The sequence below is a fragment of the Pseudomonas sp. 10C3 genome, assembly GCF_036346185.1.
In the GTDB taxonomy this organism is placed as follows: domain Bacteria; phylum Pseudomonadota; class Gammaproteobacteria; order Pseudomonadales; family Pseudomonadaceae; genus Aquipseudomonas.
The window spans coordinates 1-22150 of record NZ_JASJVE010000005.1 but is presented as its reverse complement, the minus strand read 5'-3'; the positions used below and the strand labels follow the sequence as shown (position 1 = coordinate 22150).

The 22150-nt window shown below is 54.7% G+C and carries 18 protein-coding genes and 6 pseudogenes; 15 read left to right on the top strand and 9 right to left on the bottom strand.

Annotated features, from left to right (window positions below; translation table 11 throughout):
* Nucleotides 1–25: 25 nt before the first annotated feature.
* From QN399_RS06055 to QN399_RS06045, 3 genes are all read left to right on the top strand, one after another.
* Nucleotides 26–454 carry a tautomerase family protein gene (locus tag QN399_RS06055; protein WP_322216176.1) on the top strand — a complete coding sequence of 143 codons (429 nt, stop codon included), beginning with the start codon at nucleotides 26–28 and terminating at the stop codon, nucleotides 452–454.
* Between the two features lie 92 nt (nucleotides 455–546).
* Nucleotides 547–843, top strand: a complete 297-nt coding sequence (locus tag QN399_RS06050; RefSeq protein WP_330200696.1) for a 2Fe-2S iron-sulfur cluster-binding protein — start codon at nucleotides 547–549, stop codon at nucleotides 841–843.
* A 35-nt stretch (nucleotides 844–878) separates the two neighbouring features.
* Nucleotides 879–1037 carry a hypothetical protein gene (locus QN399_RS06045; RefSeq protein WP_322179308.1) on the top strand — a complete coding sequence of 53 codons (159 nt, stop codon included), beginning with the start codon at nucleotides 879–881 and terminating at the stop codon, nucleotides 1035–1037.
* 130 nt (nucleotides 1038–1167) lie between these two features.
* On the opposite strand, the gene QN399_RS26790 is transcribed toward QN399_RS06045, so the two are convergent.
* On the bottom strand, nucleotides 1168–1368 hold the full coding sequence (locus tag QN399_RS26790; protein WP_369124880.1) for a DUF2061 domain-containing protein: 201 nt from the start codon (nucleotides 1366–1368) through the stop codon (nucleotides 1168–1170).
* 487 nt (nucleotides 1369–1855) lie between these two features.
* On the opposite strand from QN399_RS26790, the gene QN399_RS26785 reads away from it, so the two are divergent.
* Nucleotides 1856–2107, top strand: a complete 252-nt coding sequence (locus tag QN399_RS26785) for a helix-turn-helix domain-containing protein (RefSeq protein ID WP_369125130.1) — start codon at nucleotides 1856–1858, stop codon at nucleotides 2105–2107.
* On the opposite strand, the gene QN399_RS06040 is transcribed toward QN399_RS26785, so the two are convergent.
* Genes QN399_RS06040 through QN399_RS06030 form a run of 3 tightly spaced genes read right to left on the bottom strand, consistent with a single transcriptional unit; the run spans nucleotide 1993 to nucleotide 4652 of the window.
* A complete protein-coding gene (locus tag QN399_RS06040) occupies nucleotides 1993–2622 on the bottom strand; it encodes a TetR/AcrR family transcriptional regulator (protein ID WP_330200695.1) in 630 nt (209 codons plus the stop codon). The two genes, QN399_RS26785 and QN399_RS06040, sit on opposite strands and share 115 nt — an antisense overlap.
* Nucleotides 2609–3460: a 3-hydroxybutyryl-CoA dehydrogenase gene (locus tag QN399_RS06035; RefSeq protein ID WP_322179306.1), complete on the bottom strand. Its 852-nt coding sequence runs from the start codon at nucleotides 3458–3460 to the stop codon at nucleotides 2609–2611. The genes QN399_RS06040 and QN399_RS06035 overlap by 14 nt, the downstream gene beginning before the upstream one ends.
* A 10-nt stretch (nucleotides 3461–3470) precedes the next feature.
* Nucleotides 3471–4652 (bottom strand): acetyl-CoA C-acyltransferase family protein, encoded by a 1182-nt coding sequence (locus QN399_RS06030; RefSeq protein ID WP_330200694.1) that lies wholly within the window; start codon nucleotides 4650–4652, stop codon nucleotides 3471–3473.
* Nucleotides 4653–4836: 184 nt separating this feature from the next.
* On the opposite strand from QN399_RS06030, the gene QN399_RS06025 reads away from it, so the two are divergent.
* From QN399_RS06025 to QN399_RS06015, 3 genes are all read left to right on the top strand, one after another.
* Nucleotides 4837–5838, top strand: a complete 1002-nt coding sequence (locus QN399_RS06025) for an AraC family transcriptional regulator (RefSeq protein WP_322217768.1) — start codon at nucleotides 4837–4839, stop codon at nucleotides 5836–5838.
* A gap of 231 nt (nucleotides 5839–6069) precedes the next feature.
* Nucleotides 6070–7035: a methyl-accepting chemotaxis protein gene (locus tag QN399_RS06020; RefSeq protein ID WP_322179303.1), complete on the top strand. Its 966-nt coding sequence runs from the start codon at nucleotides 6070–6072 to the stop codon at nucleotides 7033–7035.
* 182 nt (nucleotides 7036–7217) lie between these two features.
* Nucleotides 7218–7382 carry a hypothetical protein gene (locus QN399_RS06015; protein WP_322183154.1) on the top strand — a complete coding sequence of 55 codons (165 nt, stop codon included), beginning with the start codon at nucleotides 7218–7220 and terminating at the stop codon, nucleotides 7380–7382.
* Between the two features lie 271 nt (nucleotides 7383–7653).
* Here the strand turns inward: QN399_RS06015 and QN399_RS06010 are convergent, their stop codons facing one another.
* Nucleotides 7654–8997, bottom strand: a complete 1344-nt coding sequence (locus QN399_RS06010) for an OprD family outer membrane porin (RefSeq protein ID WP_322179302.1) — start codon at nucleotides 8995–8997, stop codon at nucleotides 7654–7656.
* A gap of 588 nt (nucleotides 8998–9585) precedes the next feature.
* Nucleotides 9586–9765, bottom strand: a pseudogene (locus tag QN399_RS06005) (IS21 family transposase); the annotation flags it as partial.
* 202 nt (nucleotides 9766–9967) lie between these two features.
* Here QN399_RS06005 and QN399_RS06000 point away from each other — a divergent pair.
* The 5 genes and pseudogenes from QN399_RS06000 to QN399_RS05980 all read left to right on the top strand — a co-directional run bounded on the left by QN399_RS06000 (nucleotide 9968) and on the right by QN399_RS05980 (nucleotide 14021).
* Entirely contained in the window at nucleotides 9968–10600 is a 633-nt protein-coding gene (locus QN399_RS06000; protein WP_330200693.1) for a dTMP kinase, read from the top strand.
* 1199 nt (nucleotides 10601–11799) lie between these two features.
* Nucleotides 11800–12609, top strand: a pseudogene (gene istA / locus QN399_RS05995) (IS21-like element ISPpu27 family transposase); the annotation flags it as partial.
* A 65-nt stretch (nucleotides 12610–12674) separates the two neighbouring features.
* Nucleotides 12675–12902 (top strand): hypothetical protein, encoded by a 228-nt coding sequence (locus QN399_RS05990; protein ID WP_330200692.1) that lies wholly within the window; start codon nucleotides 12675–12677, stop codon nucleotides 12900–12902.
* A 261-nt stretch (nucleotides 12903–13163) separates the two neighbouring features.
* On the top strand, nucleotides 13164–13517 hold the full coding sequence (locus QN399_RS05985; protein ID WP_330200691.1) for a hypothetical protein: 354 nt from the start codon (nucleotides 13164–13166) through the stop codon (nucleotides 13515–13517).
* Nucleotides 13518–13622: 105 nt separating this feature from the next.
* The gene (locus QN399_RS05980; protein WP_330200690.1) at nucleotides 13623–14021 is read left to right on the top strand and encodes an AbrB/MazE/SpoVT family DNA-binding domain-containing protein; all 399 of its coding nucleotides are present in this window, start codon (nucleotides 13623–13625) and stop codon (nucleotides 14019–14021) included.
* A gap of 228 nt (nucleotides 14022–14249) precedes the next feature.
* On the opposite strand, the pseudogene QN399_RS05975 reads toward QN399_RS05980, so the two are convergent.
* Nucleotides 14250–15230, bottom strand: a pseudogene (locus QN399_RS05975) (MFS transporter); the annotation flags it as partial.
* Between the two features lie 1080 nt (nucleotides 15231–16310).
* Between QN399_RS05975 and QN399_RS05970 the strand changes: the two are divergent.
* The 3 genes and pseudogenes from QN399_RS05970 to QN399_RS05960 form a co-directional block, all read left to right on the top strand.
* Nucleotides 16311–17696 (top strand): TAL effector repeat-containing protein, encoded by a 1386-nt coding sequence (locus QN399_RS05970; RefSeq protein ID WP_330200689.1) that lies wholly within the window; start codon nucleotides 16311–16313, stop codon nucleotides 17694–17696.
* Nucleotides 17697–17819: 123 nt separating this feature from the next.
* Nucleotides 17820–18063, top strand: a pseudogene (locus QN399_RS05965) (IS5/IS1182 family transposase); the annotation flags it as partial.
* Nucleotides 18064–18393 (top strand): annotated as a pseudogene (locus tag QN399_RS05960) (glycosyltransferase); the annotation flags it as partial.
* 781 nt (nucleotides 18394–19174) lie between these two features.
* Here QN399_RS05960 and QN399_RS05955 read toward each other — a convergent pair.
* Nucleotides 19175–20170: pseudogene (locus QN399_RS05955) on the bottom strand (tyrosine-type recombinase/integrase).
* A gap of 422 nt (nucleotides 20171–20592) precedes the next feature.
* Nucleotides 20593–21396 (bottom strand): hypothetical protein, encoded by an 804-nt coding sequence (locus QN399_RS05950; RefSeq protein ID WP_330200688.1) that lies wholly within the window; start codon nucleotides 21394–21396, stop codon nucleotides 20593–20595.
* Nucleotides 21397–22150 lie beyond the last annotated feature (754 nt).

Genomic DNA, 22150 nt, shown 5'->3' with positions numbered 1-22150 from the left:
TAAGAATATGCATGAGGCCTCAAAAATGCCGGTAGTAAATTTTCATCTCGTTGAAGGGTCTTGTTCGGCTGAGCAAAAAGTGCGTTTGCTCCAGGATGCCTCACATCTTTACAGCAAGGTTTTGCTGTCACCGATGGACCGGGTGCGGGCGATAATCACCTTGCATGCAGCAGATGAGTTTGCTGTTGCCGGGCACTGTGTCAGTACCCATCGACTGCATGCGCCGTACTTCGAGTTCATCGTGCTCGAAGGACGCCCATTGGACGAACGTCAGAAGCTAATGACCGGATTTACTTCCTTGCTGGTCGAAATATTAGCAGTTGATCGGAGCGTTGTGCGGGGCAGGTGCATCCGGGTTGAACCACAGGACTGGTCGATTGGCGGCATTGGCGCAGATGTCTTACGCGAACAGGAAATCTGTGCACGGGCTGCAAAGCTTGAAGTTCTCGGATGAGTACTGAAGAACAAGACGAGGTGTGTGCCACTGCGGCTTTAGAGGCTCTTGGACTTTTGCCGATAGTCACTTCCACTGCGTGAGAACGGGCCATGGAATATCAAGTATTGATCGAAGACACCGGAGAGCATTACGCCTGTGATGAGCGTGAGTCGGTTCTGCATGGTATGGCTCGTCTTGGCCGTCGTGGCATTCCATTGGGATGCCGTGGCGGTGGATGCGGTATCTGTAAGGTTCAGATCCTCAATGGTGCCTTTGAGGTAAAGACCATGAGTCGCGCACATGTCAGCGTAGAAGAACTGGCGGCCGGCACGGTGTTGGCTTGCCGTGTAATGCCTCAGAGCGACTTGTGTGTGCACGTTGTCGGAAAGATGAAAAAACAGTTTTAACGCATGGCGGTGGCTTGGCGAAAGATCACCATTCCTTGAGTGGAAAAGGTGGTCGCGCCTTTTCGTATTACGTCAGTCAGCCATTTGATCTCGCCAAACTCAGCGAAGACGAAGCTTTCTATGGCGGGAAACTGGCCACTGCAGAATTTTTCTTCGCACGTCTGTTGCTGCGCACCTTGAAGCTAGTGTCCTGAGTGGGTAGTTCGTTAATTTAAGCCTGCCAGAAACAGGTATTCGAATAATTAAAATAGATAAACGAATTAACCACGCAGGACACTGGCTTTTGATCTAAACAGCGCCTCAGAAGGCATCGGCACGAGTTGTTTAGCCGGTATGATCTTGATGCTCTTCAATTCCCCAGGTGATTTTTGCCCACAGACGCTCATGAAAAATATAAGCAAACGTGGTGTATAAATTACTGACGACCATGAAACCGATAGCCACCCGCAGCGTCCCCGTAAATATAAAAATTGTCATGAAGTCCAGGCACATAATTATTACGCGATAGGTGACTGCTTTTACCATTGACCTACGTAGAAGGACGCTTCGAGGCATGGTGAGCCCTGCCATGTTGAGATTTTGAGTAGAAACAGTTTCAACTTAGCACACATGCGTCAGCTACAAGCGGTTGCGGGTATGTCTGCCTCGCTGCTCGAGAGGCAGACATAAATTTAATTCAGTGTCCCTCCCACCCCCGGCGTTTTGCAAGGTGGTTGTCGCTTCAGCCGTATTTTTATGCCGCCATTTTTAGTGCCGTGGGAAGTTGAAGGTCACAAGATCCGCTTTCAGCAACTTGTCCAACTGCTCGCTGGTACGGGGTTGCTCGATAACAAAATGGCGACAACCACTTGGTGGCTGGAGGGGCATTTCCGCGAGAGATTTCCGCAGGTCAATCTGCAAATGCGTCCGATGGTGACTGAGTCGGAGTGTCTGGTATGCGATAAGCGCACATGCCACGTTTCTATTACAAGCTGTTCACGTGCTCAACAAATTTGCGGGAAAGGCCATCGCCATGCAATGCGCACAGAAGTGGCTTCAGGATCACCTGGCGGAACAGGTACGTATGACAGATCTGGCACAGAGGTTGGCAGTTAGCGAGCGAACCTTGATACGCCGCTTCAATAGGGTGCTTGAGCAGTCGCCGCTAACCTATTTGCAGAACTTGCGCATCGACACGGCGCGCGCGTTGCTGGAGGCCGGTGACCTGAGCACCGAGCAAATCGCCCCCATCATCAAGTCTTCCATCAGTTCGTCGCGGTCCTGATCGTCAAGGGTGCGCTGTACCAACCAGGAGGGTGCGCTGCTGAGCAATGAGGCAATGGCGTGCCCGGCGGCCTGAAGCCGATGCGGGGTAAACAGTGTTCTATACCCCAGTGCCACGAGCAGTTGGCGCTCATATTGTTCGCGTAAATGGCTGACACGCAGTTGTTGTTCTTCGTTCAGACAACAACTGTCGCGTTCAGCCAGGCGAAAGTGCAACGGCATTTCCCGGTACAGATTCAGGTGTGCCCGGATAATGACTTGCAAGGTGTTCACCCCGTCATCAGGGCTTTGCTCTATCAGACGTACAGTGGTCAGCAGTTCTTCGTAAAGCTCCTCGATCAAGTCGAGGAGCAAATGCTGTTTGCTTGGATAATGATGGTAAAGCGAGCCAGGTGTGAGCCCGAGATAGGTTGCCAGCTCGCGCATGCCAACCTGGCCGAATCCCTTTCTGGCGAACAGATCCAGTGCCTTGTCACGGCTCTGAGCGAAGCGTGAACAGCGCTCAGGTATAGACATGGAAACCGCGCCCGCTTTTGCGGCCCAGATAACCTGCCGCGACCATTTCCTTGAGCAGTTGCGCTGGACGATATTTCGGGTCATTGAAGCCATCATGGAAACTCTCCATGATCGCCAGCATGGTATCCAGGCCGATCAGATCAGCCAGCGCAAGCGGGCCGATAGGGTGATTGCAGCCCAATTGCATGCCGGTATCGATGTCCTTGGCGTTGGCCAGGCCTTCCTGCAAAACGAAGATCGCTTCGTTGATCATCGGACACAGAATGCGATTGACCACGAAGCCCGGGCTGTTGCGAGCCGTGACTGCACTCTTGCCAATCTGTTCGGCGAGTTTCAGCGCCAAGGCGTGGGTGATGTCCGACGTTTGCAAACCGCGGATGACCTCCAGCAATGCCATCATCGGTACAGGGTTGAAGAAGTGCAGACCAATGAAGCGAGCCGGGTGTTTGACCACTGCCGCCAATTCGGTAATCGACAGCGATGACGTGTTAGTTGCGATGACGCAGTCATCACTCACGGTGTCATCGATTCGTTTGAGAATGCGTTTTTTGAGCTCCAGATTCTCGGTTGCCGCTTCAATGACCAACTCGGCTCCATTCAACGCCACGTAGTCGGTGCTGAGAGAGATCCGGTTGAGAGCACCTTGCATCTCCGCTGCTGTAATCGTTTCTTTGCGCAGCTGGCGATCGAGATTCGTAGTCAGCGCCGACAGACCTTTTGCGAGCGCCTCATCGGAAATATCAATCAATGTCACGTCTATTCCGGCAAGTGCACACACTTGGGCAATCCCGTTGCCCATGGTGCCTGCGCCAATGACTGCTAGTTTTTGAATACTCACTTACAACCCCTCAAACGAGTTCGAAAATGGCGGCGATGCCTTGGCCGCCACCAATGCACATGGTCACCAGCGCATAGCGCCCGCCGATGCGGTGCAGTTCGTGGATAGCTTTGGTCGCAATGATCGCGCCGGTAGCCCCGACCGGATGGCCAAGGGCAATGCCCGAACCGTTCGGGTTGACCTTGGCCGGATCCAGATTCAATTCCTGAGTCACAGCGCACGCCTGCGCGGCGAACGCGATATTGGCTTCGATAACGTCCAGATCAGCCACAGTCAGACCCGCACGCTTGAGCGCAAGACGCGTGGCGGGGATCGGACCGAGGCCCATCAATTCTGGCTCGACACCCGCATGGGCATAAGCGACCAGGCGGGCGAGGGGACGCAGGTTATTGGCTTTGACTGCGGCACCGGTGGCCATCACCAACGCGGCGGCACCGTCATTCAGACCGGATGCATTGCCAGCAGTGACCGAGCCATCCTTCTTAAAGGCCGGCTTCATTTGCGCCAGTTGCTCCAGAGAGGTAGCACGAGGGTGCTCGTCGATATTGAACAGTTGGGTGCCTTTGCGGCTTCGAATTTCAACGGCAGCGATCTGCTCGATAAAGCGACCCTCCTCGATGGCACGAAACGCCCGAGTCTGGTCCTCCATGGCCAGGGCATCCTGCATCTCGCGGCTGATGCCATTGCGTTCGGCAATATTCTCGGCGGTGATGCCCATGTGAAAACCCTGGAAGGGGTCGTGCAGAATGCCGAGCATGTAGTCAATGGCCTGGGTGTTGCCCATGCGAGCGCCCCATCGAGCGGCGGGCAGAATGTACAGGCCACGGCTCATGGCCTCGACTCCTGCGCCAATGGCGATTTCAGCGTCGCCCAGCAGCAAGGTTTGTGCAGCCGAGATGATCGCTTGCAAACCGGAACCGCACAGGCGGTTGACGTTGTAGGCGGGCGTTTCCTTCGGGATGCCGGCGTTCATCGCCGCGACTCTGGAGATGTAGGCATCCTGGGGCTCGGTCGGAATGACATTGCCCATCACGACATGTTCGACGTGCGCAGGATCGACGCCACTGCGTTGCAAGGCAGCCTTGACGGCCGTGGTTGCCAGATCGGCCATCGGCACATCTTTGAGCGATCCGCCAAAGGTGCCGATTGCAGTGCGTGCGGCACCGACAACGTAAATATCAGGGGTGTTCATGGAGTTATTCCTTGTAGGGATGACGGGTTTTCAAGCGGTCTTACCGAAATCAGGTAATGGCGCCGCAGCCGACATCTGGGATACTGCTAATCAGGTGGACAGTCTAAGGGGCGAGCAGGCGCCGGGCCTATGCCAAAACCGCTCAGCAAAACTGCTATTTTTTGCCATAGGCAACCCAGTATCCATGAACGAAAAACACTCCGTTTCTTCCTACTTCGCCAAGGCGCTGCTCTATCAATTTAGTGGCCGGCCAGTGGAAACCGCTCGTCTTTTAGAGCAGGCAGGGTTCGCGGAGCGCTCGCTGGATGAACTGCCTGAACGGGTAGCCGCGACAAACTTCGCCGCGCTTTGGCTGGCCGTGGTGAAGGAGCTTGACGACGAGTTTTTTGGTTTGGACTCCCATGGCATGCCCTTGGGCAGTTTCGCCCTGATCTGCCGAGGATTGATCCAGGTTCCTACAGTAGAGAAGGCGCTAAAGCAGTCGCTGGACTACTTCAAACTGTTCCTGCGTGACATTGAATGCGAAGTACAGGCCCGCGGTAAACGCAGGGTGGTGGTCATGCGTTGTACCAGCAAGGATGAACATTTGCGGGCCATCGTGATTGAGACCTTCATGGTTCTGATCGTTGGGTTGATGTGCTGGCTGGCAGGCAGGCGCATGCCCATCAGTCGCGTGCAATTCGAACATTCGTTGCCTGGACACGGTGATGAGCACTTGCTGTGGGGTGCTTACGTGGAGTTTGACGCGAATATCACGGAAATCGAACTGGATCCTGAATGCTTGAAGCTTCCGGTCATTCAGGATCGACAATCGCTGTACACCTTTTTACGTAACGCTCCGCAGTCGGTTTTTATCCGTTTTCGTAACAGAGAGGGATACAGCGCCCGAATTCATCAACGCTTGAAATCCTGCGGCTACGATCACTGGCCGACGCTCGAACAGCTTGCCGCAGAGTTTGCGATTAACCTCAGCAGCCTGCGGCGTGCGTTAGAGCGTGAAGGGTTTACCTACCAACAGATCAAGGATGAAATGCGTCGATCCATTGCCTTCGAACGATTGCGTACGACGTCCATGAGCATCGCCGAAATCGCTCAGGAGGCGGGGTTCCGGGAACCCAGCGCGTTCCATCGAGCGTTCAAGCAATGGACCGGGGAGAGCCCTGGAGCCTTTCGTCGTCGCCGGTGAGGTCTAAAAGCCATTACGTCAACCTTCTGCTGAAAACGTTTGCCTGACCCTTGCGCCGGGTCAGTTTCCGCGCTCCTTGGGCGCCATGACGCCACCTCTGCACAAAACGGATAGATATCTGCACAGGTCGGATATTGCGTTTTGTTTCGCCTCCATAGCCTCGCATGGCCTCAACAAAAGCGATGGACTTCTCGTCCGCCGTTCTAAAAACAACAACGAGAGACGGATGCCATGCGCAATATCGACGTACATGAGGTTATCGAAAAACCTGCTGATCTTCAGTTACACCTGAACGCCGCTGTGATCAGCATGGCTGCTCATAGGGCACGTAAAATATGGGCCGGTTTGCTGTTGATGGTTGCAGGCGTGGGCGCAGTGGTGTTGGCCTGGGGTGATAATGAGCGCCTGCTGCTGGCCGGCGGAATAAACCTCGCGTTGCTGCTCGCATCCGCGCTCTATCATCGGCAACTTGCGGTTGTGCGACAGGAACCGCCAAAGCGCGAGTTGGAGGTTCCGGTACTCAGTGCTCCGGTGGCCGTTGTGCAAACGCAGGCTCAGATACCCAACCCTGTGTGGCCGGGGGCACACGTTCAGGCCACCCTGGAGCAGTTGACCCAAGCAGTACTGCAAACCGAGGAGGACATGCGCTTCGCCGATCAGTTGGCGCGGACTGCTGGCGAACGGGTGAAGTCGAGTGCGCAAAGCATGCAGTCATCGGCGAGTGTGCTCGGCGATCTGAATCTCTATATGCAGGGTCTCGATCAGGTGTTCAACGAGCTGAGCAGTCAGTCGGTACGAATTGGCGCCATTGTCGGGAGCATTCAGGACATTGCCCGACAGACCAATTTGCTGGCATTAAATGCGGCCATCGAGGCCGCACGGGCGGGTAGTCATGGTCGAGGATTCGCCGTGGTAGCAGACGAGGTGCGCAATCTGTCTCGCCAGGCCGCCGATTCCAGTGCGCAGATCCGACACATCGCCACGGGCCTGGAACAGTCTGCCGAGAATGCGCGCCAGGGTATCGAGCACTTGGCGGGGTCGACGCGGTTGGGCCTGGAAAAGGCCGAGGTCGCGTTGCACTCAATGGGTGAACTTCAAAATGGTGCAATAGCGCGGGTAGTAGTGGTCGAGCGCATCATGCAGCGATTGGCCAGCCTGCATGAATTGTCATTGGAGGCGAAACGGATAGTCGCATGAAACCGTGCTGCTCCCTGAAGACACACGGTTCGGGGCACTTGAATGAAGTGACGACGCGTCTGAGCGCGTAGGGCAAAGGACTGTGTACCCGTTTGTTTACCAAACAGGTACACAGTCGATCTCAAGTCCATCTAAACGATGTCGATGATGGATTTAACCTAAACCCAAACAGGATAAGTCTCATGGTTAGCATCACCTCTGTTTCGATCAACCAGACCCTTTCGACGCCTTCGAGTAAAACCGCGACCACCTCAGGGTCGTTGCAGACCGCCACGGCGGCGTTGTTGCAGGCATTGCAGGATGAAGGCAGCACCACCACGGGTTCGATGGTCAGTACCTCGGCTTAATTGGCTGCCGGTAAACTGGGCGTAAAATCGAAATTTAGTTCTTGCCAATGACGGATATAAATACTCAGCTTCACTGAGTACTTATATCGAAAGAGCGAGGAGGGTGGCGGCTGGTCTCTGGCAGGATTCCTGCTGACATCTACCTGGTTGAATACTTAAGGTTGAAAGACTTTGATGTCGATAATCCTGTTTTTTTTGCTAGTGATCAACGCTAAGTAATCCTTGGGTGGCAACCATTAGCTCAGGTAGCTGCCACCTCTGCCGCGATCGATCAGAAGAAATTGTAGGTGTAGTTGAAGAACAGACGGGTCTGATCCAGGTCAGCAGTCCCAGTGTTCCCAGCGTGGTAGGTGCCGTGGCGCAGGGTAGTGCCGAAGCCTTTCAATGGGCCGGTTTGCACCACATAGTCGACGCGCGTGTCGATTTCCGACTCGTGCTGATCGGGCCCATGGCCGTCGGCCGCTTTGATACCGTCGCCCCGCAGGTAGCTGATTGACGCCTTCAGGCCGGAAACGCCAAGACTGGCAAAGTTATAGCTGTACTGGCCGAAGTTGGTGTTCTCACCCGCTCGGGCGAAACTTCCGACTGTAGCGTCGTTGAACAGGTAGAAACTATAACCGCCTTCGCCTTCGTTTCTACCGTACTTGTTAACCACGCTGGCGTCGTTGTTCCAGACGAAACCACCGTTGTCAGAGACCTGAGTTCGGCCCAGCATCAGCGATTGGTTACCTAAAGAGTAGGTGAACATCGAGCTCCAGGTGTTGTTGTCCACCTTGCCGGTGTTCTTCGCGTAACCACCGTTGTTGTTGAACGCGTAGCCAACCTCACCGTTGCGTCCGTCCGAGGTGCTGTTGAAATAGCGCAGATCGGTCTTGAACGAAGAGTCGTTGGTGATCGGTAGCACATGCACCAGTCCCAAGAAGTTCTGCGAGTAGAAGTTCTCCAGGTTGGCGTAGTAGTACTGCAAGGTTAGGTCTTTGTTGACCTTCCAGTCGCCACCGGCAAAGCGGAATTTATTGCTGCCGTGCGTGGCGCCGGACACCGACAAGCCGGTGCTGTTGGTCGAGGCGCGGCCTTTGACGCTTTCGATCTGGCCACCCGTCAGCGTCAGGTTATCGATTTCCTTGGAGGTGATCATGCCGCCCTCGAAGGTCTGCAGCTGCAGGCGCCCATCGTTGGCCACCAGGATGGGCAGATTTGGGGTCAGGGTGTTGCCATAGCGAATTTCAGACTTGGAGAAGCGTGCCTTGACCGTAGCACCAGCACTGGCCCAAGTGGATTCCGCCGAACCGTCGCTTTTGCTCGGAGTAAAGGTATTGATCGCCGGGTGCATGCCTTTGCCGCCGTCGAGGTGCAGCCCGAGCATGCCTTCAAGGTCTACGCCAAAACCGACAGTGCCTTCGGTAAACCCCGAAATATAATCGAGCTTAAACCCCTGCGCCCATTCTTTTTGATCTGCACCACCGGAGTGGTTATCCGCGTTGAAAAAGAAGTTACGCATGCCCAGCGATAACTTACTGTCTTCGATAAAGTCTGCCCGCGCGGTGGAGGTTAATCCAAGACCCACGGTTAGGCTCGTCAGCGCCAACGTGGCCGACAGTGATTTGCTGTGCATAGTTGCCCCAAAGTGTATTTATTATGAATTATTAACAAGCGTGACGCGCCAGTGCTATCTGTCAGTAAGTAATGGACTGGCGCGGTGTTATTTTTCATCCGGTGGTTAAACGGTGTGACCGGGTAGATAAGTGCCCGAATAGAAATAATTTCTACCTGCGTGGTCTGATCGCTCTTGGCAAAGGCAGCATCATAGGCTGGCAAGTACCATTGTGATTAACGCGATTTTTACGCTAATTTCTAACTCCGATATAACTAAATGCGGCCGTCTTGTATGGACTGGTTTTCCGCTAGGAATGGCCTGAAAAAGCCTTGGCAAAAAAATTAGACCAAGAAATACGCGGCTTCCATCTTGATGGCTTTCCAGAAAGGAGACTTTTTCAGCGTTTCCCTAGGTGCTGTCGAAAGCAGGTCTTGGAATAGCCTTTGTGAAGCCTGCGGATTCTAAGGCAGTGTTGAAACAGTGAGTAGACCGGTTTGTGATAAACACTGTTTCCTAAATGCGGGGTAATTCATTTCGTTAAGGAGCCGATGTATCGATAGCCAGCCGATTAGCCGTTGTCGCGGTGACTCTTGGACATGTGCTCGGTTTTGCGCGAGCGAGCAATACGGCGACCCCGTAATGCTCGGCCAGATCACGGTAGCTGGGGTTGATGTCCTGCTCGTAGCGATGCGCTTTGCTGACGCTGCTGCGCAGGTTGTCCGGCACCAGTCTCTAGGATGTCCCTCCGAGAAAAGCGAAGCAGCGCACGTGCGAGCCCAGCCAATTTCGCTATTTAACAACTGGGCGATGACCGATGTTCATAAGCGGCTGTAACCCAGGATTTTGAGATCCGTTAGCCAGAAACTAAGTTAGAGTGTTCATCAATGTCTGTTCATAAGGTCCCTCCGCTCGATTCGCGCAGTCGCGCCAAGCGGTTCCAGCGAACGAACAGGGCAAAAATAACCGTATATCAATCGTTATGTGAAGAATGAATCGTCCGCTGTTTGTTTCTCTAGATGGCCCCAAGGGAGCCGGCAAAACCACGCTTTTGGAGGCCGTTACGAAAGTACTGAGGGCCGACAACAAAAAGGTGATCCGACTTTGCGAGAAAAAAAGCGATCCCTATAGGGCTGAAACAATGGCCCTCGTTAACAAACTCGTCAGAAATCCCACCCGGGATTTGGAGTTGGGGGTTTGTGAGCGCTTTGCTGATAGCCGTGCTTGGATTTCCCAGCACGTACTGCCTAAACAGCCACCAGGCAGCATCATCTTGATCGATCGCTGGTACCCGTCTGATGCCGCGTTTCGCCGGATAGTCCCGTTTGCAGAGATTCTACAGTTGAACGTTGATCGGAACGTACGAGTACCAGACCTCCATGTTGGGGTTGTCACTGCCCCTGATATTTCATGGGCAAGGGCAGCGGCACGACCGCGTGGGCTGAGCAGTACTGTGATCCATAAGCTGGAAGAACATGTTGCTTGTACCAGGGCGTTTGAGCGAGCGATTGCAGATCACGGCTGGGTTTTATGCCGTAATGAAGGAACGATCGAAGACGCAACGATGCAGGTGATTTCTGAGATCTATAGAGTCCTTCGATACCCCACAGGCGAATGGCCTTGATGCGGTTGAGATAGCCGTAGATATAGATCGTTAGCAGGATCGAAGTGCTGATTTATCGCCGCAGCGGTAGCCGGCTGATGCTTTTATTTGGGCGCCTGTCATCGAACTCTGAGCCGAAGCTGCCCGGGGTGGGTCTTACACGATCAGACGGATCGAGCGTCGATTGCTGGAAATGTATGTCAAGAGGAAATGGGGGAGTCGCGATTTTACCGGAAACCCATAACCACCTGATTTACATAGCTTTCAAGCGTTAACTTCGCACGTGAGTGGACTATTCCAGGCCTTCTCCGATGAAGAAAGCAAATTTAGCTGGAATTTCCGCTCATTGATTTCACCGATTCCAGGGAAGTCCGACGATTGATTCGGACAGAACTTCGCAATAACCAATGTATGCGTTATCCATCGATTTGCCATCGTTTAGCAAAATAATGACAAGCCATTATTACCATAATTCTCCCATCGTAAAACCCCAATATATAACTAACTCGTAGCCATCCCGTGCTAATTTTAGCTTGGATTCGCCAATATCCGAAAAACAAACTATTTACATCTGTTTTTTAGATGGGTATCGACCCGAACCGTTCGAAGTGCCACAACATACTTAATCGGAAGTCCCTAGCGGTAAGTCATAAGACTAGAAATTTATACTGGATAAAATAACCGGAAAATAATACTCGCACTTCTGTAAAAGCCGAGGCGCGTGGGTTTCACAATAATCAATTATTAATGCTGGGGGCTTTCTCCACTTTTCAATATATATTTAAATGCGTTGTTTAGTTCGGCCGGCCTGGGAAAGTTAGTGGGTTGACACTGCCGAGCCTCTCGTTGTTAACTAATTAGGCCCAGACACATCGGGAAGTAAATCACCGCTCTTTAAAAGCCTGAAGCAATAGACCGAAGACTTATTGGCGACGTGGGTATGCCTGCAACTGGCGTGCTCCGTTAATAGGAATTCAATAAGCGTGAGCAATGTTTTATGAAAGAAATTGCAAAGGAGTTTGTCGCCCAATCCAAGGCCGCCCTGAATACTAAAAGCGCCGCTGACGAAGTAGCTCGTCACAGCCTAGCTGCTGAGCGTTTCACGTGTTGCCGCTGACCGAAAACTGACCCAGTAAAGGCTGTTCTGCCGACTGAAAACTGACCCAGGTGTTCAACTGCTTCTGCTCACTTTCCGAGCAGGAGAACACAGGGTGATCAGCATGGAAATGTTGGGAAAAATCCGGCGGATGTACTTCCGCGACAAGCTCTCGCTGCACCAGATAGCCAAGCGTACCGGGCTGTCGAGAAACACCATCCGAAAATGGGTCAGAGCGCCCGAAGCTACTCAGCCGGCGTACCAGCGGTGCGCGACCTTCAACAAACTCAGCCCTTTCCACGACACGCTGGAACAGGCGCTGAAAGCCGATTCGTTCCGGGCAAAGCACAATCGCAGAAGCGCCAAAGCACTTTTCGAGCAGATCAAGGCCGAGGGTTATGACGGTGGCTACAGCCAGCTCACGGCGTTTGTACGCTCGTGGCGAGGTGAACAAGGCAAGTCTTTACGCGCTTTTGTACCGCTGACGTTTGCGCTCGGTGAAGCTTTTTAATTTGACTGGAGCGAAGAAGGGCTGCTGATCGGAGGCCTGTTTCGACGCATCCAGGTCTCCCACATGAAGCTGTGCGCCAGTCGCGCATTCTGGTTGGTTGCGTACCCTAGCCAAGGTCACGAGATGCTATTCGATGCACATACGCGCTCGTTCGGAGCGTTAGGTGGCGTGCCGCGTCGCGGCATCTACGACAACATGAAAACGGCTGTCGACAAGGTCAATAAAGGCAAGGGCCGCACGGTCAATGCACGGTTTTCCGTGATGTGTGCGCACTACCTGTTCGATCCGGATTTCTGCAACGTAGCCTCTGGCTGGGAAAAGGGCATTGTCGAGAAGAACGTTCAAGACAGTCGACGGCGTATTTGGCTTGACGCTCAAAACTGCATGTTCCACACCTTCGAGGAACTGAATGCCTGGCTCGGCCTCTGCTGAGGTACCTGCAGTATTCGCGTTATCACAGCAGTGCGGCGGCGAATTTCGGGTCGACGATGGGCGATGATCTCCTGACGGTTTTGCCTGGGCGATACCGCCTGCTTCTTGATGATCTGGTCATACGTGCAATCGCATGTATGACCGGCTGGTGGACATTGCTGGACAAATTTTGCCAGACGCTCCAGGGCTACCTTGATGTGCATCCTGAAGTTCCAGCGAACATCATAGTACGGGTAAAAGAAGAGTGGGGCGGGCTGTGGATTCACTATCGAGGTGGCGACTAGGTCTGCTGGGAAATGGTGGACAAGGCGATGGAGACTTCCCTGACAATTTGCGAGATATGCGGCGGCAAGCGAAAGCGGATAGGAAAACGGCGGTATAGCGTGCGCTGCCCAGCTCACTCCGCCTGGTCAACGGCTCCTGTTTTGAAAGCAAAAACACGCTGTATACACTCGCCAGCCGAGGTGCCAGAAAGCTTATCAGCATGCCTGAGTTAGCCACGCTGAGAGATCCACATATTCGTCGAGCAATGGGAGTGGAGGCTGATGACAGGTGATTTGCTGCCGTTATTACGAAGGCGCTATCCCGAGATGTTTTCTGGCGAGCATATGCGTGAAATTGCGTGTTATCCGGGATGGTTAGAGTTGCTTGATGAGCTCTGTCGAAGCCTCACGAATTACCTCAATGAGAACCCTGATGTTCCTCCGGTAATGGTACGACAGATCAAGGAGAAGTTTGGTGGATTGCGTCTCTACTATGAAGGCGGTGACGGCAGGTGCCGCGCAGCGGTCGACAACGCGCAAGAGGCGTCTTTGTCGGTTTGTGAGGTCTGTGGAATGCCTGGGCAATTGGTAGGAACGCGCTGGGTCAGCGTCCGTTGTGATGAGCATACGAACTGATCGGCGGCGGGGTGTATAGGTGAGTGATCACGAGATTGGCATACGGCGTAAAAGGTTGTTATTTGAACTGCTTGCACATTGGTTTTCAGCACCTAAGGAGGCGTCATGGACGACCTGCGACACCGTATTGAACAAATCCTTTCAGCGATGCCAGCGGTGCAGCACGCTGCTGGCGATGTCACTGAGCTAATCCGCTCGACCGACGTTGTGCCGACAGAAGTGCTCGATGCTGCTGCCGATTTGCTGGAACAATACGGACTGATCAGTGCACGTGGTTTTGTGTCGAACGGAGGTGACCTGCTGTTACTGTTGCAGGCCCTGGGCGAGAGCCGCTTTCAGTCAACATTGATTGATGCCCGTGACGGCAGCGGCGATCAGATCGTTAGCTTGCCTGATGAGCTGGTGCAGGAAATGGGTTGGCAAGAAGGTGACGTACTTAATATCCGCAAGCGCGTAGATGGTGTGATTGTGCTCAGCAAAATGATTTTTCAGGATAGCGAATAATTCTGGCGTTGAGGGATCCATCTCCTGCCGATGTTGCAACAATGGGCCAGTAGCGTCTGTTCCTATAATTGGCATGGCCGCGATACACCGGGGCCAGTTTGTGACGTGGCAGGTAGTTTTGGCCTTACGACAGCACCCGACCAGATAGCAAAATGCGCATACCCATCTGGGGCAAAGCGATTGGCACTCCGGGGTAAACCAGCGTCGGCAATTCGAACCTCTTCTAGGTTATTGCGAAAGTCGATTTCCGAGAGCGCTTTGATACTGTCTAGGGTGTTCTTGTGTGCCGCAGGCTGGGGCATCCCCAGTAGCTGCAAGCGTTCTTGATGATGCACGTCCAGCCAGGTAGGCAAACACGGCCGCAACCACCAGCACCGCAGCGCTCAACTCGAAAGTCGCTCGATACCCACTAAGATCGAATGCCAGACCGCCAATGGTCGCGCCGGAACCAATTGCCAGTTGAACAATGGCCACCATCAGTGCACCTCCCGCTTCCGTGTCATTTGGCAGTGTTTTTGCGAGCCATAACCACCAACCTACCGGTGCTGCTGTTGCAACCAGGCCCCAGAAGCCGAGCAAGACGGTTGCAGTTATCACCGAGTTTCCAAACCCGATGAGCGCAAGGGCAATGACGGCCATCAGCATGGGAATGGCGATCAACGTCCGATACATGCCTTTCTTCAGGAAGCCTTCAATCAGGAAAGTACCCGCGAGGCCAGTTGCCCCTAAAACGAACAGCATGAGCGACAGCACGGAAGCGCTGACGTGGGTGACAGCTTCCAGAAACGGTCGTAAATAGGTGAACAGCATGAACTGCCCCGTGAAAAACACACTGACCGCCAGCCTGCCCAATGCCACCGGCGCACTCTTCATTAGTCTGAATAGATTGCCGCTGGCGGAACGACGCTCGGTCTTCATTTTGGGGAAACTGAGCAGAAGCCATATGGCTGCAATTGCGGCGACCGGCACAATACAAAAAGACGCACCCCGCCAGCCGATCAGCGCACCTAGAAAGCTGCCAAGGGGCGCGGCAATCACTGTGGCCAGGGCATTACCGCCATTGACGACTGCCAACGCGTGTGTCACTTGGTCATCCGGCACCAGCCGCATGGTGGTAGTGCTCGTACATGGTCGATAGACAGGGAATGTGTCCTGACGCATTTTTTGGGGAAAGCCACCGTGGCTCTGGATAGATCTAGATGTGACGAAAGCTGTCATTAAGCTGGCATAACCGAGCCAAAACAACCCTGCCAGGCACAAAAAAGGCACTTGCGATAAACTCTAAATGCATGATTTGTAACGCTTATTTGGTGGAGTCGGGGGAATTTTAACCCCCCGGTGGCGCGTGGCAAGATGTCAGGCCACTCGGATCGAGCCGCACCATGACCGTTGTTAAAGCCCTGAACCTCGCGTCATTCGCGTGCCAACTGCTCGCGCTATGCCTCGCCACACGGATCGACATGAAAGCTATGGCGATCAGCCAGGCTCAATCAGCGCTGCCAGAGACCTTCCTAACAGATCACTATTCTGCAGCAAGGGATAGCAAGCAACATTCCCAAGCGACGAAGAGTTGAAATTGTGGGAGCTCGAAGGCTCCAATGACGAAAAGCGAAATGCCGCACTCCTGAGATGGGCAGGCGCCCTGATCGGCCTTTCTATTGTGCTGCAAGTAATTGCCACATGTGTTTCGCCCGATTGAGCCACTAGTGTAGAGGTCGGGGCCCGCGCAAAACCTCTTCTGGAGCCCGCATGTTTCCGTTTGCATAAGCACAAAAAAGCGGATGATTTGCCACCCAGAATATGATGTGTATTCCTTATAAAACAACATGTTATACGTATTTAGTCCCCAGCATGGGGTGCTAGGGAGCGAGTGTTCGAATCACTCCGTCCCGACCATATGATTCAAGGGGTTGCGAGATTTTATCTCGCGGCCCCTTTTTATTTTTGATCGTTTTTACCCCTACAAAAAGACTGGCTTTCGGTGGAATCCTCACCTCTTTCGGAGGAGATGGGCGCAAGATTTCTGTGTGCCAACAGCCTCATCTCTACAGTTACCATTCCCTGCGTTGCGCTAGCTTTTTAGCGATTTCAGGAACCAGGAAAGCAAAAAGAAGGTTGTAGCTTCGATCCTGACGCTAGACTTCATTTTGGAACTGGAGATTTTCCCTGATGATTTCTCGCCGCTTAGCCCAGTCGGAACCCCTTAGGCCATTCTGACCACCCACTGGGATCCAGGTCGTTCATCTCGATTTCGGCCGATCACATCACCCACAATAGGTCCAGGCAGCGATGAATCCCATTCAATCAGGTGTCTCTGCACAGCACCACACAGCGTCAATCAATGCCGGTCAGCCGCTAGAACCGTCTGGTTCACAAGCTCAGCACAATCACCCTAATGGACTCTCGCTTGCCGGGATGAGCCGGAACACGCTGTATGTGCTAGAACAGGCCAATGGAAGCCATCAGCTTCTGGCAATGTTGGCAATCAATTCTATAGCCGATAACGCGCTGCACCTTCAATCCACCCAAGGCGCGGATGCTCACTATATAACGGCAGCAGGCGATTTTACTGTTCAGGCACGATTAAACGAACAATCTCTATACGACGTCATTCGCATCAGCTCGCCAACCGCATCTATCTATCTGTCTATTCCTCCCATCACGCACGACGATTCATCCTCCGTCATGGGCGGACAGCAGCCATCGGTTTCCAGCCATTTAGCCACGCAATATCCGGTTGGACAATTGGCACAGGCAATGATTCTGAAACACAATCCTCAGTATTTTTCGGGCGATTCTCTGCCTTCGGGTGCATCGACCAGCACCCCATCCATGGTCTTTTCCCATGACGGCTCGGCCGGCGCGGCGGCGGACATCCCCGGGCCTAGCTGGACCCGAGCCGCTCATATCGCTAGGGTCAATCCCTATCCAGCACCCTCTTTGCGCTCAGGGGCCTCCACTCAATCGGCGGGTTCTTCATCCCACGCCTTGAGCACCGCTGACCAAGACAAAATCCAAAAAAGGGCAAGTAGGACCACGCTTGACTTTGTACAGCAGAATCTCGACCAGTTCCAAGGCATGATGAGTCGCGAGAATGTAATCAATATCGCGGCCCATCATGGTGGTAAGAGCGCCTTGCAGGCGCTGCGGGACAAGGGCCCGGCCCTGCGGCAAGCCGGCTTCAGCGCGGCCGACCTGCTCAAGGTCGCGGCTAACGGTGGCGCTGCACAAGCCTTGCAGGTGCTGCTGGACACGGGCCCGGCCCTGCGGCAAGCCGGCTTCAGCGCGGCCGACCTGGTCAAAGTCGCGGCTAACGGTGGCGCTGCACAAGCCTTGCAGGCTCTGCGGGACACGGGCCCGGCCCTGCGACAAGTCGGCTTCAGCGCGGCCGACCTGGTCAAGGTCGCAGCCCACATCGGTGGTGCACCAGCCCTGCAGGCGCTGCAAGCGAACGGCCCGGCCCTGCGGCAAGCCGGCTTCAGCGGGGACGATCTGGTAAAGATTGCAAGCACCGGCGGTGGCAGAAAAACGATGGAAACACTTTTGGAGGTCCATCCTATATTGAGCGCTGGCGGCGTTTCTCAAGCCCAGATACTTGCACTGGCGACAGAACACCGGGGTGCCTCTGGAGGGCTCCAAAGCAAGGTAGACGAAATAGCATCGGCCGGTCATTGAGCCGTACCTATAGCGGCTTGCAATCGAAAACGGCCATGCTTGCAATCAACGCTATTTCAGGCTCGGATTAATTGCGATTGAAGCAGCACCTGTGCTCGCATTAACTGCGACTGAGCTTGCATCCAGTGGCACTTCAAAAGCGAAGAAATCCTGGCGTGCCACGATACAGACATCACCGCCTATGTGCCCAAGCCGATGACCTCAGTAGGCAAAGCAGACGGGCGCTTCAATAATGATGCCTTCATCTATGACGCGGCAAAAAAAAGAATACATTTGCCCGGCTGGACAGGCGCTGATTTGGCGCTATTCCTACGTTGAAAAAGGCCTGAAGTTACACCGTTTCTGGAGTTCGAAATGCCGGGGCTGCCAGGGAGCGACGGCTTTTATAATTCCCTCTCTGTATGAAGGTTTTGGTATCCCACCACTAGAGGCTCAGGCCTGTGATTGTCCAGTACTCGCTTCGGATGTCGCTGCGATGCCTGAGGTTCTGCATCGCAGCGCGCTCTATTTCGATCCTCTCAGTGTTTCTGATATTGCCTCGGCAATGGACCTGATCCTCAATGAGCTTGCGTTGCGTCAAATTCTGAAAAAGCTGGGTCGATCCAATGTAGACCGATTCTCTTGGAAAAAATCGGCAAACCTGATCTCTCAACATATCGATGCTCTTCTTATTGAAAAGCATGCATTTTCACTTTGAGGCGCCTTGTTTTGGCTTTCGGCTCAGGAGGTTTGTGCTCTGGCGCCGTCCCGGAGGGATAGACAGTTACCTGAATGCCGTCATGTATTTTTTGATTCGGTAGCTGAAATTGCATGGTGTCGCTTAGCCGTGCCGGAGGGCGAGATCTATGCTCAGTCAGGTCAATGCAAGTTTGTGAGCCGGAATGGCTACCGATTCGCACTGAGTGGCGTGGAAGAGATTGACGGCTGCCTTTATGCGCAGTCGTGGTATTGCAAGTCGCGTGATTGAGATTGTGTTTGGTCGGCAGGGCGCCGGGGGAGGGGATTGAGCTGTTTTTCGCTTGCAAAACTCACCGCTAACTTATTGATTCTTATAGGGTGTAATGGTCGGTTTTTGGTTGAGCTAGACTGACTATGTTTTCTTTAAAATTCAATAAGTTACGTACTGCCACCAAGTCACCTTGACATGGTGGGGGGGGAGAAGCCGTAGGCTGTGTCGTGGTACTACAAGAACGACCAGCAACTGAACGAAGTCCACGACGTGGACAGCGTATTTTTCTCTGTAATCATGTGGTTAACTTCCTAGCTAGGAAGCCGGTTCGATCGATTTGATCGTGACCAACATAAAGGTATCTAAGAATGAGTACACTCATCATTTCCATTGTTGTCGCTTTAATGACTCGCACGGCCCAGTGCAGCGTTGCAATTGCTAGCGTCAGTGCCCGTTGATGGCAAGGCCACCCCGGCGGCGTACTTGTAACAAACCATCTGGCCGGTAATACCGCCGAATCCCGGGAGTGTCATTGTTCGCCTAGGTCGGTTTCGGTGGTTTCAGCCTTCGGCGGGCCGCCTTGCGTGAGCGCTTCACCATCCACCAGCAATGACGTGGCACGGCTGCTGAGCAACGAACCCGCCTGGAAATAACCCATCACCGTGGTCACGCTGCGGTGTTCGGTCATGGCCATCACCTCGCCCAGCGGCACCCCCTGGCGTCCAGCCTCGGCCACAAAGCCCGAGCGCAAACTGTGCGCGGCCCAATCCCCCTCCAGTCCCGCCAGCTTCGCCCGGCGCTGGAAGATGCGTGCCACCTAGTCCGCCGACAGCGCTGCGGTGCCGACCTTGCCGCCCTTGTACAGTCGAGCGGGTCGGATGCGGCCGGCGCCGCGCCCAGCCAGGCAGCGAGGGCGTGCGCCGCTGGTCCGCGCAGCGGCTTCTCGCGGCGAATGTGCGGATTCCACTGGTGTCGGTCTTGGTCGCGCCCAAGGCGTAGAGCCAGGAGTCGGTGTCCAGCCGCCGCACATCGCTGACCTGCAGGCCAGCAGGAGCAGGGCGCGGCCGCGGACTCCGCGCACGCCGTCGCTGCAGGTGGCGAGCAGCGCCTGCAGCGGTTCGAGCACGACGTCGGTCTTCTTGCGTACTAACAGCCCCTGGCGGGTCTGCGCTTTGCGCGCCTCGCGCAGCAGGGTCTTCAACACAGGCGCTTCGGCCGGGTTGTCCCAGCCGTGCAGGCGATGCCATTGACCCAGTACCGCCAGCCGATGACTGACCGTGTTGAACGCCAGGGCTCCGGGCTTGGCCTTGACCCGCGCCGCATCGATTGCGGGCGGCAACAGTTGCGCCCAACTGCCGTCGTCTAGTGGTCGAGCCAAATGATTGAGGACGAATTGTACTGCCACCGCCGGCGGCAGTGGGGCATCGCCCAGCGCCTGGCCATAGCGCAGCTGCAGCCAGGCCGACCAGTAGGCGAGGGCTCTGCGGTAGCTGCGCAGGGTGTTGGCCGCCGTGTCGGCGGCGATGCCGAATTTGGCTCAACGGCGATTACAGAATGCCCGGCATCAAGAAATAACGTCGCCGAGATACCGGTGCCAGCGCCGATGTCGGCTACCATCGAGGCGGGAGGGATCATGAGCATGTCGTGAACAAAGGCCACGACCTCGTGCGGATAACTTGGTCGATACCTAACGTAATTCGGTGCAAGGTCGTCAAAGCGGTAGATAGAGTTGATCTGGTTCTTCCTAGTCGTATTGTCACGAGGTTCATACAGCGTTAACTATGAATTTAGTCGGCCTGAGTTCATAGAATAAGTGCAACGCTTGAAACGAGAGGCAGAGAGCCAGCCACCGGTAGAATCCAGGCTCTCACACCAAAGGATTCAAGCGCAGAAGACCACGCCTTACCGGCAGCTGACTCAGGGCCAACGTTACCTCGGCATGACCCACTAATCGAATCGCACAGGTGTCAGTTTGACCCGATGGGCCCGACCGAAAGGCCCCAGCAGAACCAAGTTGAAGGCGAGGTTAATTGCCCCGCGCGTGCCTCCGCCAAGTCCGTGTTGCGTAATGGCCGTATTGACCGCCGCCTCCAACGCTGCTGGGCGCACTTCGTCCGCAGCAGGCGCCAGCGCTGACCAGTTCAGACTCTGCTGCTCGAGATGGCACAGAAATCGTGAAATGTAAGAGTGCTGTTGCCGGGTAAGGGTTGTGGGCAGTTGCGCCATCACTGCTTGGTGTTCGGGCCGCACAGGTATCAGTCGGACTACACCGGAAGGCCCCAGCAGAACCAAGTTGAAGGCGAGGTTAATTGCCCCGCGCGTGCTTCCGTTAAGTCCGTGTTGCGTAATGGCCGTATTGACCGCCGCCTCCAACGCTGCTGGGCGCAGTTCGCCCGCAGCAGGCGCCAGCGCTGACCAGTTCAGACTCTGCTGCTCGAGATGGCACAGAAATCGTGAAATCGCAGAGTGCTGTTGCGAGGAAAGGGTTAAGGGCAGTTGCGCCATCACTGCTTGGTGTTCGGGCCGCACAGGTGTCAGTTTGACCCGATGGGCCCGACCGAAAGGCCCCAGCAGAACCAAGTTGAAGGCGAGGTTAATTGCCCCGCGCGTGCCTCCGTCAAGTCTGTATTGCGTAATGGCCATATTGACCGCCGCCTCCAACGCTGCTGGGCGCACTTCGTCCGCAGCAGGCGCCAGCGCTGACCAGCTCAGACTCTGCTGCTCAAGATGGCACAGAAATCGTGAAATCACAGAGCGCTGTTGCGAGGAAAGGGTTGTGGGCAGTTGCGCCATCACTGCTTGGTGTTCGGGCTGCACAGGTGCCCGATGGACCCGACCGGAAGGCCCCAGCAGAAATCTTGTAGAGGTATAGGAGGAATATCTACCCGGTCCAGTGGCTGTCGCTCTTGTGCCCGAGGGACCTGCGCTGGGCGGCGACTCATGGCCCTGACGGCGGGACGCGGAGGCTGCAGCCGTCATCTGCTCAAAACTGAAGCCTTGATCATCAATCTTTCCCTCATTATAGGATTTGTACTGATGACCAGGCCTTGCTGTGGTGGGGTTGGATGACTGTTCGGCACGGTCGTCCCTCTGCGCTTGCGTCAGGTCATGGCGTGGTCTCCTGGGCGGGGATGCCAGGCGAGCGGGATTCGGTGACGCGGCAGAGATCAGGTCACCTCGCGTCTCAGGGCCCCTGTAGCCCGTGCTGATAAGGGTGTCGAGATGAAACACGGCATACGCCTCGCGAGATGCCCCGTCGTGTCCTGTGAACGTGGCTCCAAAGCACTGCTGGTTCGAGGTGCCGTTATTCGGCAGGAGCACATACATGTGAGGTTGAACCTGATTAATGGCCCAGCGGATAAGGTCGTTGCGATTGGCGCACCCCACGGAGCCATCGTCGACGAGTTCAACCCTGTATTCGTTCTGTCTCTTATACACATCGCGGATTGCGGGTTGTGGGTTAAAAAAAAAAAGGGGGGGGGGGGGGGGGGGGGGGGGGGGGGGG

Excerpts from the sequence above, each read along its gene's own strand:
- QN399_RS26785 (WP_369125130.1), top strand. The coding sequence starts at position 1,856 with ATGCAATGCGCACAGAAGTGGCTTCAGGATCACCTGGCGGAACAGGTA.
- QN399_RS06025 (WP_322217768.1), top strand. The coding sequence starts at position 4,837 with ATGAACGAAAAACACTCCGTTTCTTCCTACTTCGCCAAGGCGCTGCTC.
- QN399_RS06030 (WP_330200694.1), bottom strand. The coding sequence starts at position 4,652 with ATGAACACCCCTGATATTTACGTTGTCGGTGCCGCACGCACTGCAATC.
- QN399_RS26790 (WP_369124880.1), bottom strand. The coding sequence starts at position 1,368 with ATGGTAAAAGCAGTCACCTATCGCGTAATAATTATGTGCCTGGACTTC.
- QN399_RS06010 (WP_322179302.1), bottom strand. The coding sequence starts at position 8,997 with ATGCACAGCAAATCACTGTCGGCCACGTTGGCGCTGACGAGCCTAACC.
- QN399_RS06020 (WP_322179303.1), top strand. The coding sequence starts at position 6,070 with ATGCGCAATATCGACGTACATGAGGTTATCGAAAAACCTGCTGATCTT.
- QN399_RS06050 (WP_330200696.1), top strand. The coding sequence starts at position 547 with ATGGAATATCAAGTATTGATCGAAGACACCGGAGAGCATTACGCCTGT.
- QN399_RS06000 (WP_330200693.1), top strand. The coding sequence starts at position 9,968 with ATGAATCGTCCGCTGTTTGTTTCTCTAGATGGCCCCAAGGGAGCCGGC.
- QN399_RS05980 (WP_330200690.1), top strand. The coding sequence starts at position 13,623 with ATGGACGACCTGCGACACCGTATTGAACAAATCCTTTCAGCGATGCCA.
- QN399_RS05970 (WP_330200689.1), top strand. The coding sequence starts at position 16,311 with ATGAATCCCATTCAATCAGGTGTCTCTGCACAGCACCACACAGCGTCA.
- QN399_RS05990 (WP_330200692.1), top strand. The coding sequence starts at position 12,675 with ATGGGCGATGATCTCCTGACGGTTTTGCCTGGGCGATACCGCCTGCTT.
- QN399_RS06015 (WP_322183154.1), top strand. The coding sequence starts at position 7,218 with ATGGTTAGCATCACCTCTGTTTCGATCAACCAGACCCTTTCGACGCCT.
- QN399_RS06040 (WP_330200695.1), bottom strand. The coding sequence starts at position 2,622 with ATGTCTATACCTGAGCGCTGTTCACGCTTCGCTCAGAGCCGTGACAAG.
- QN399_RS05985 (WP_330200691.1), top strand. The coding sequence starts at position 13,164 with ATGACAGGTGATTTGCTGCCGTTATTACGAAGGCGCTATCCCGAGATG.
- QN399_RS06055 (WP_322216176.1), top strand. The coding sequence starts at position 26 with ATGCCGGTAGTAAATTTTCATCTCGTTGAAGGGTCTTGTTCGGCTGAG.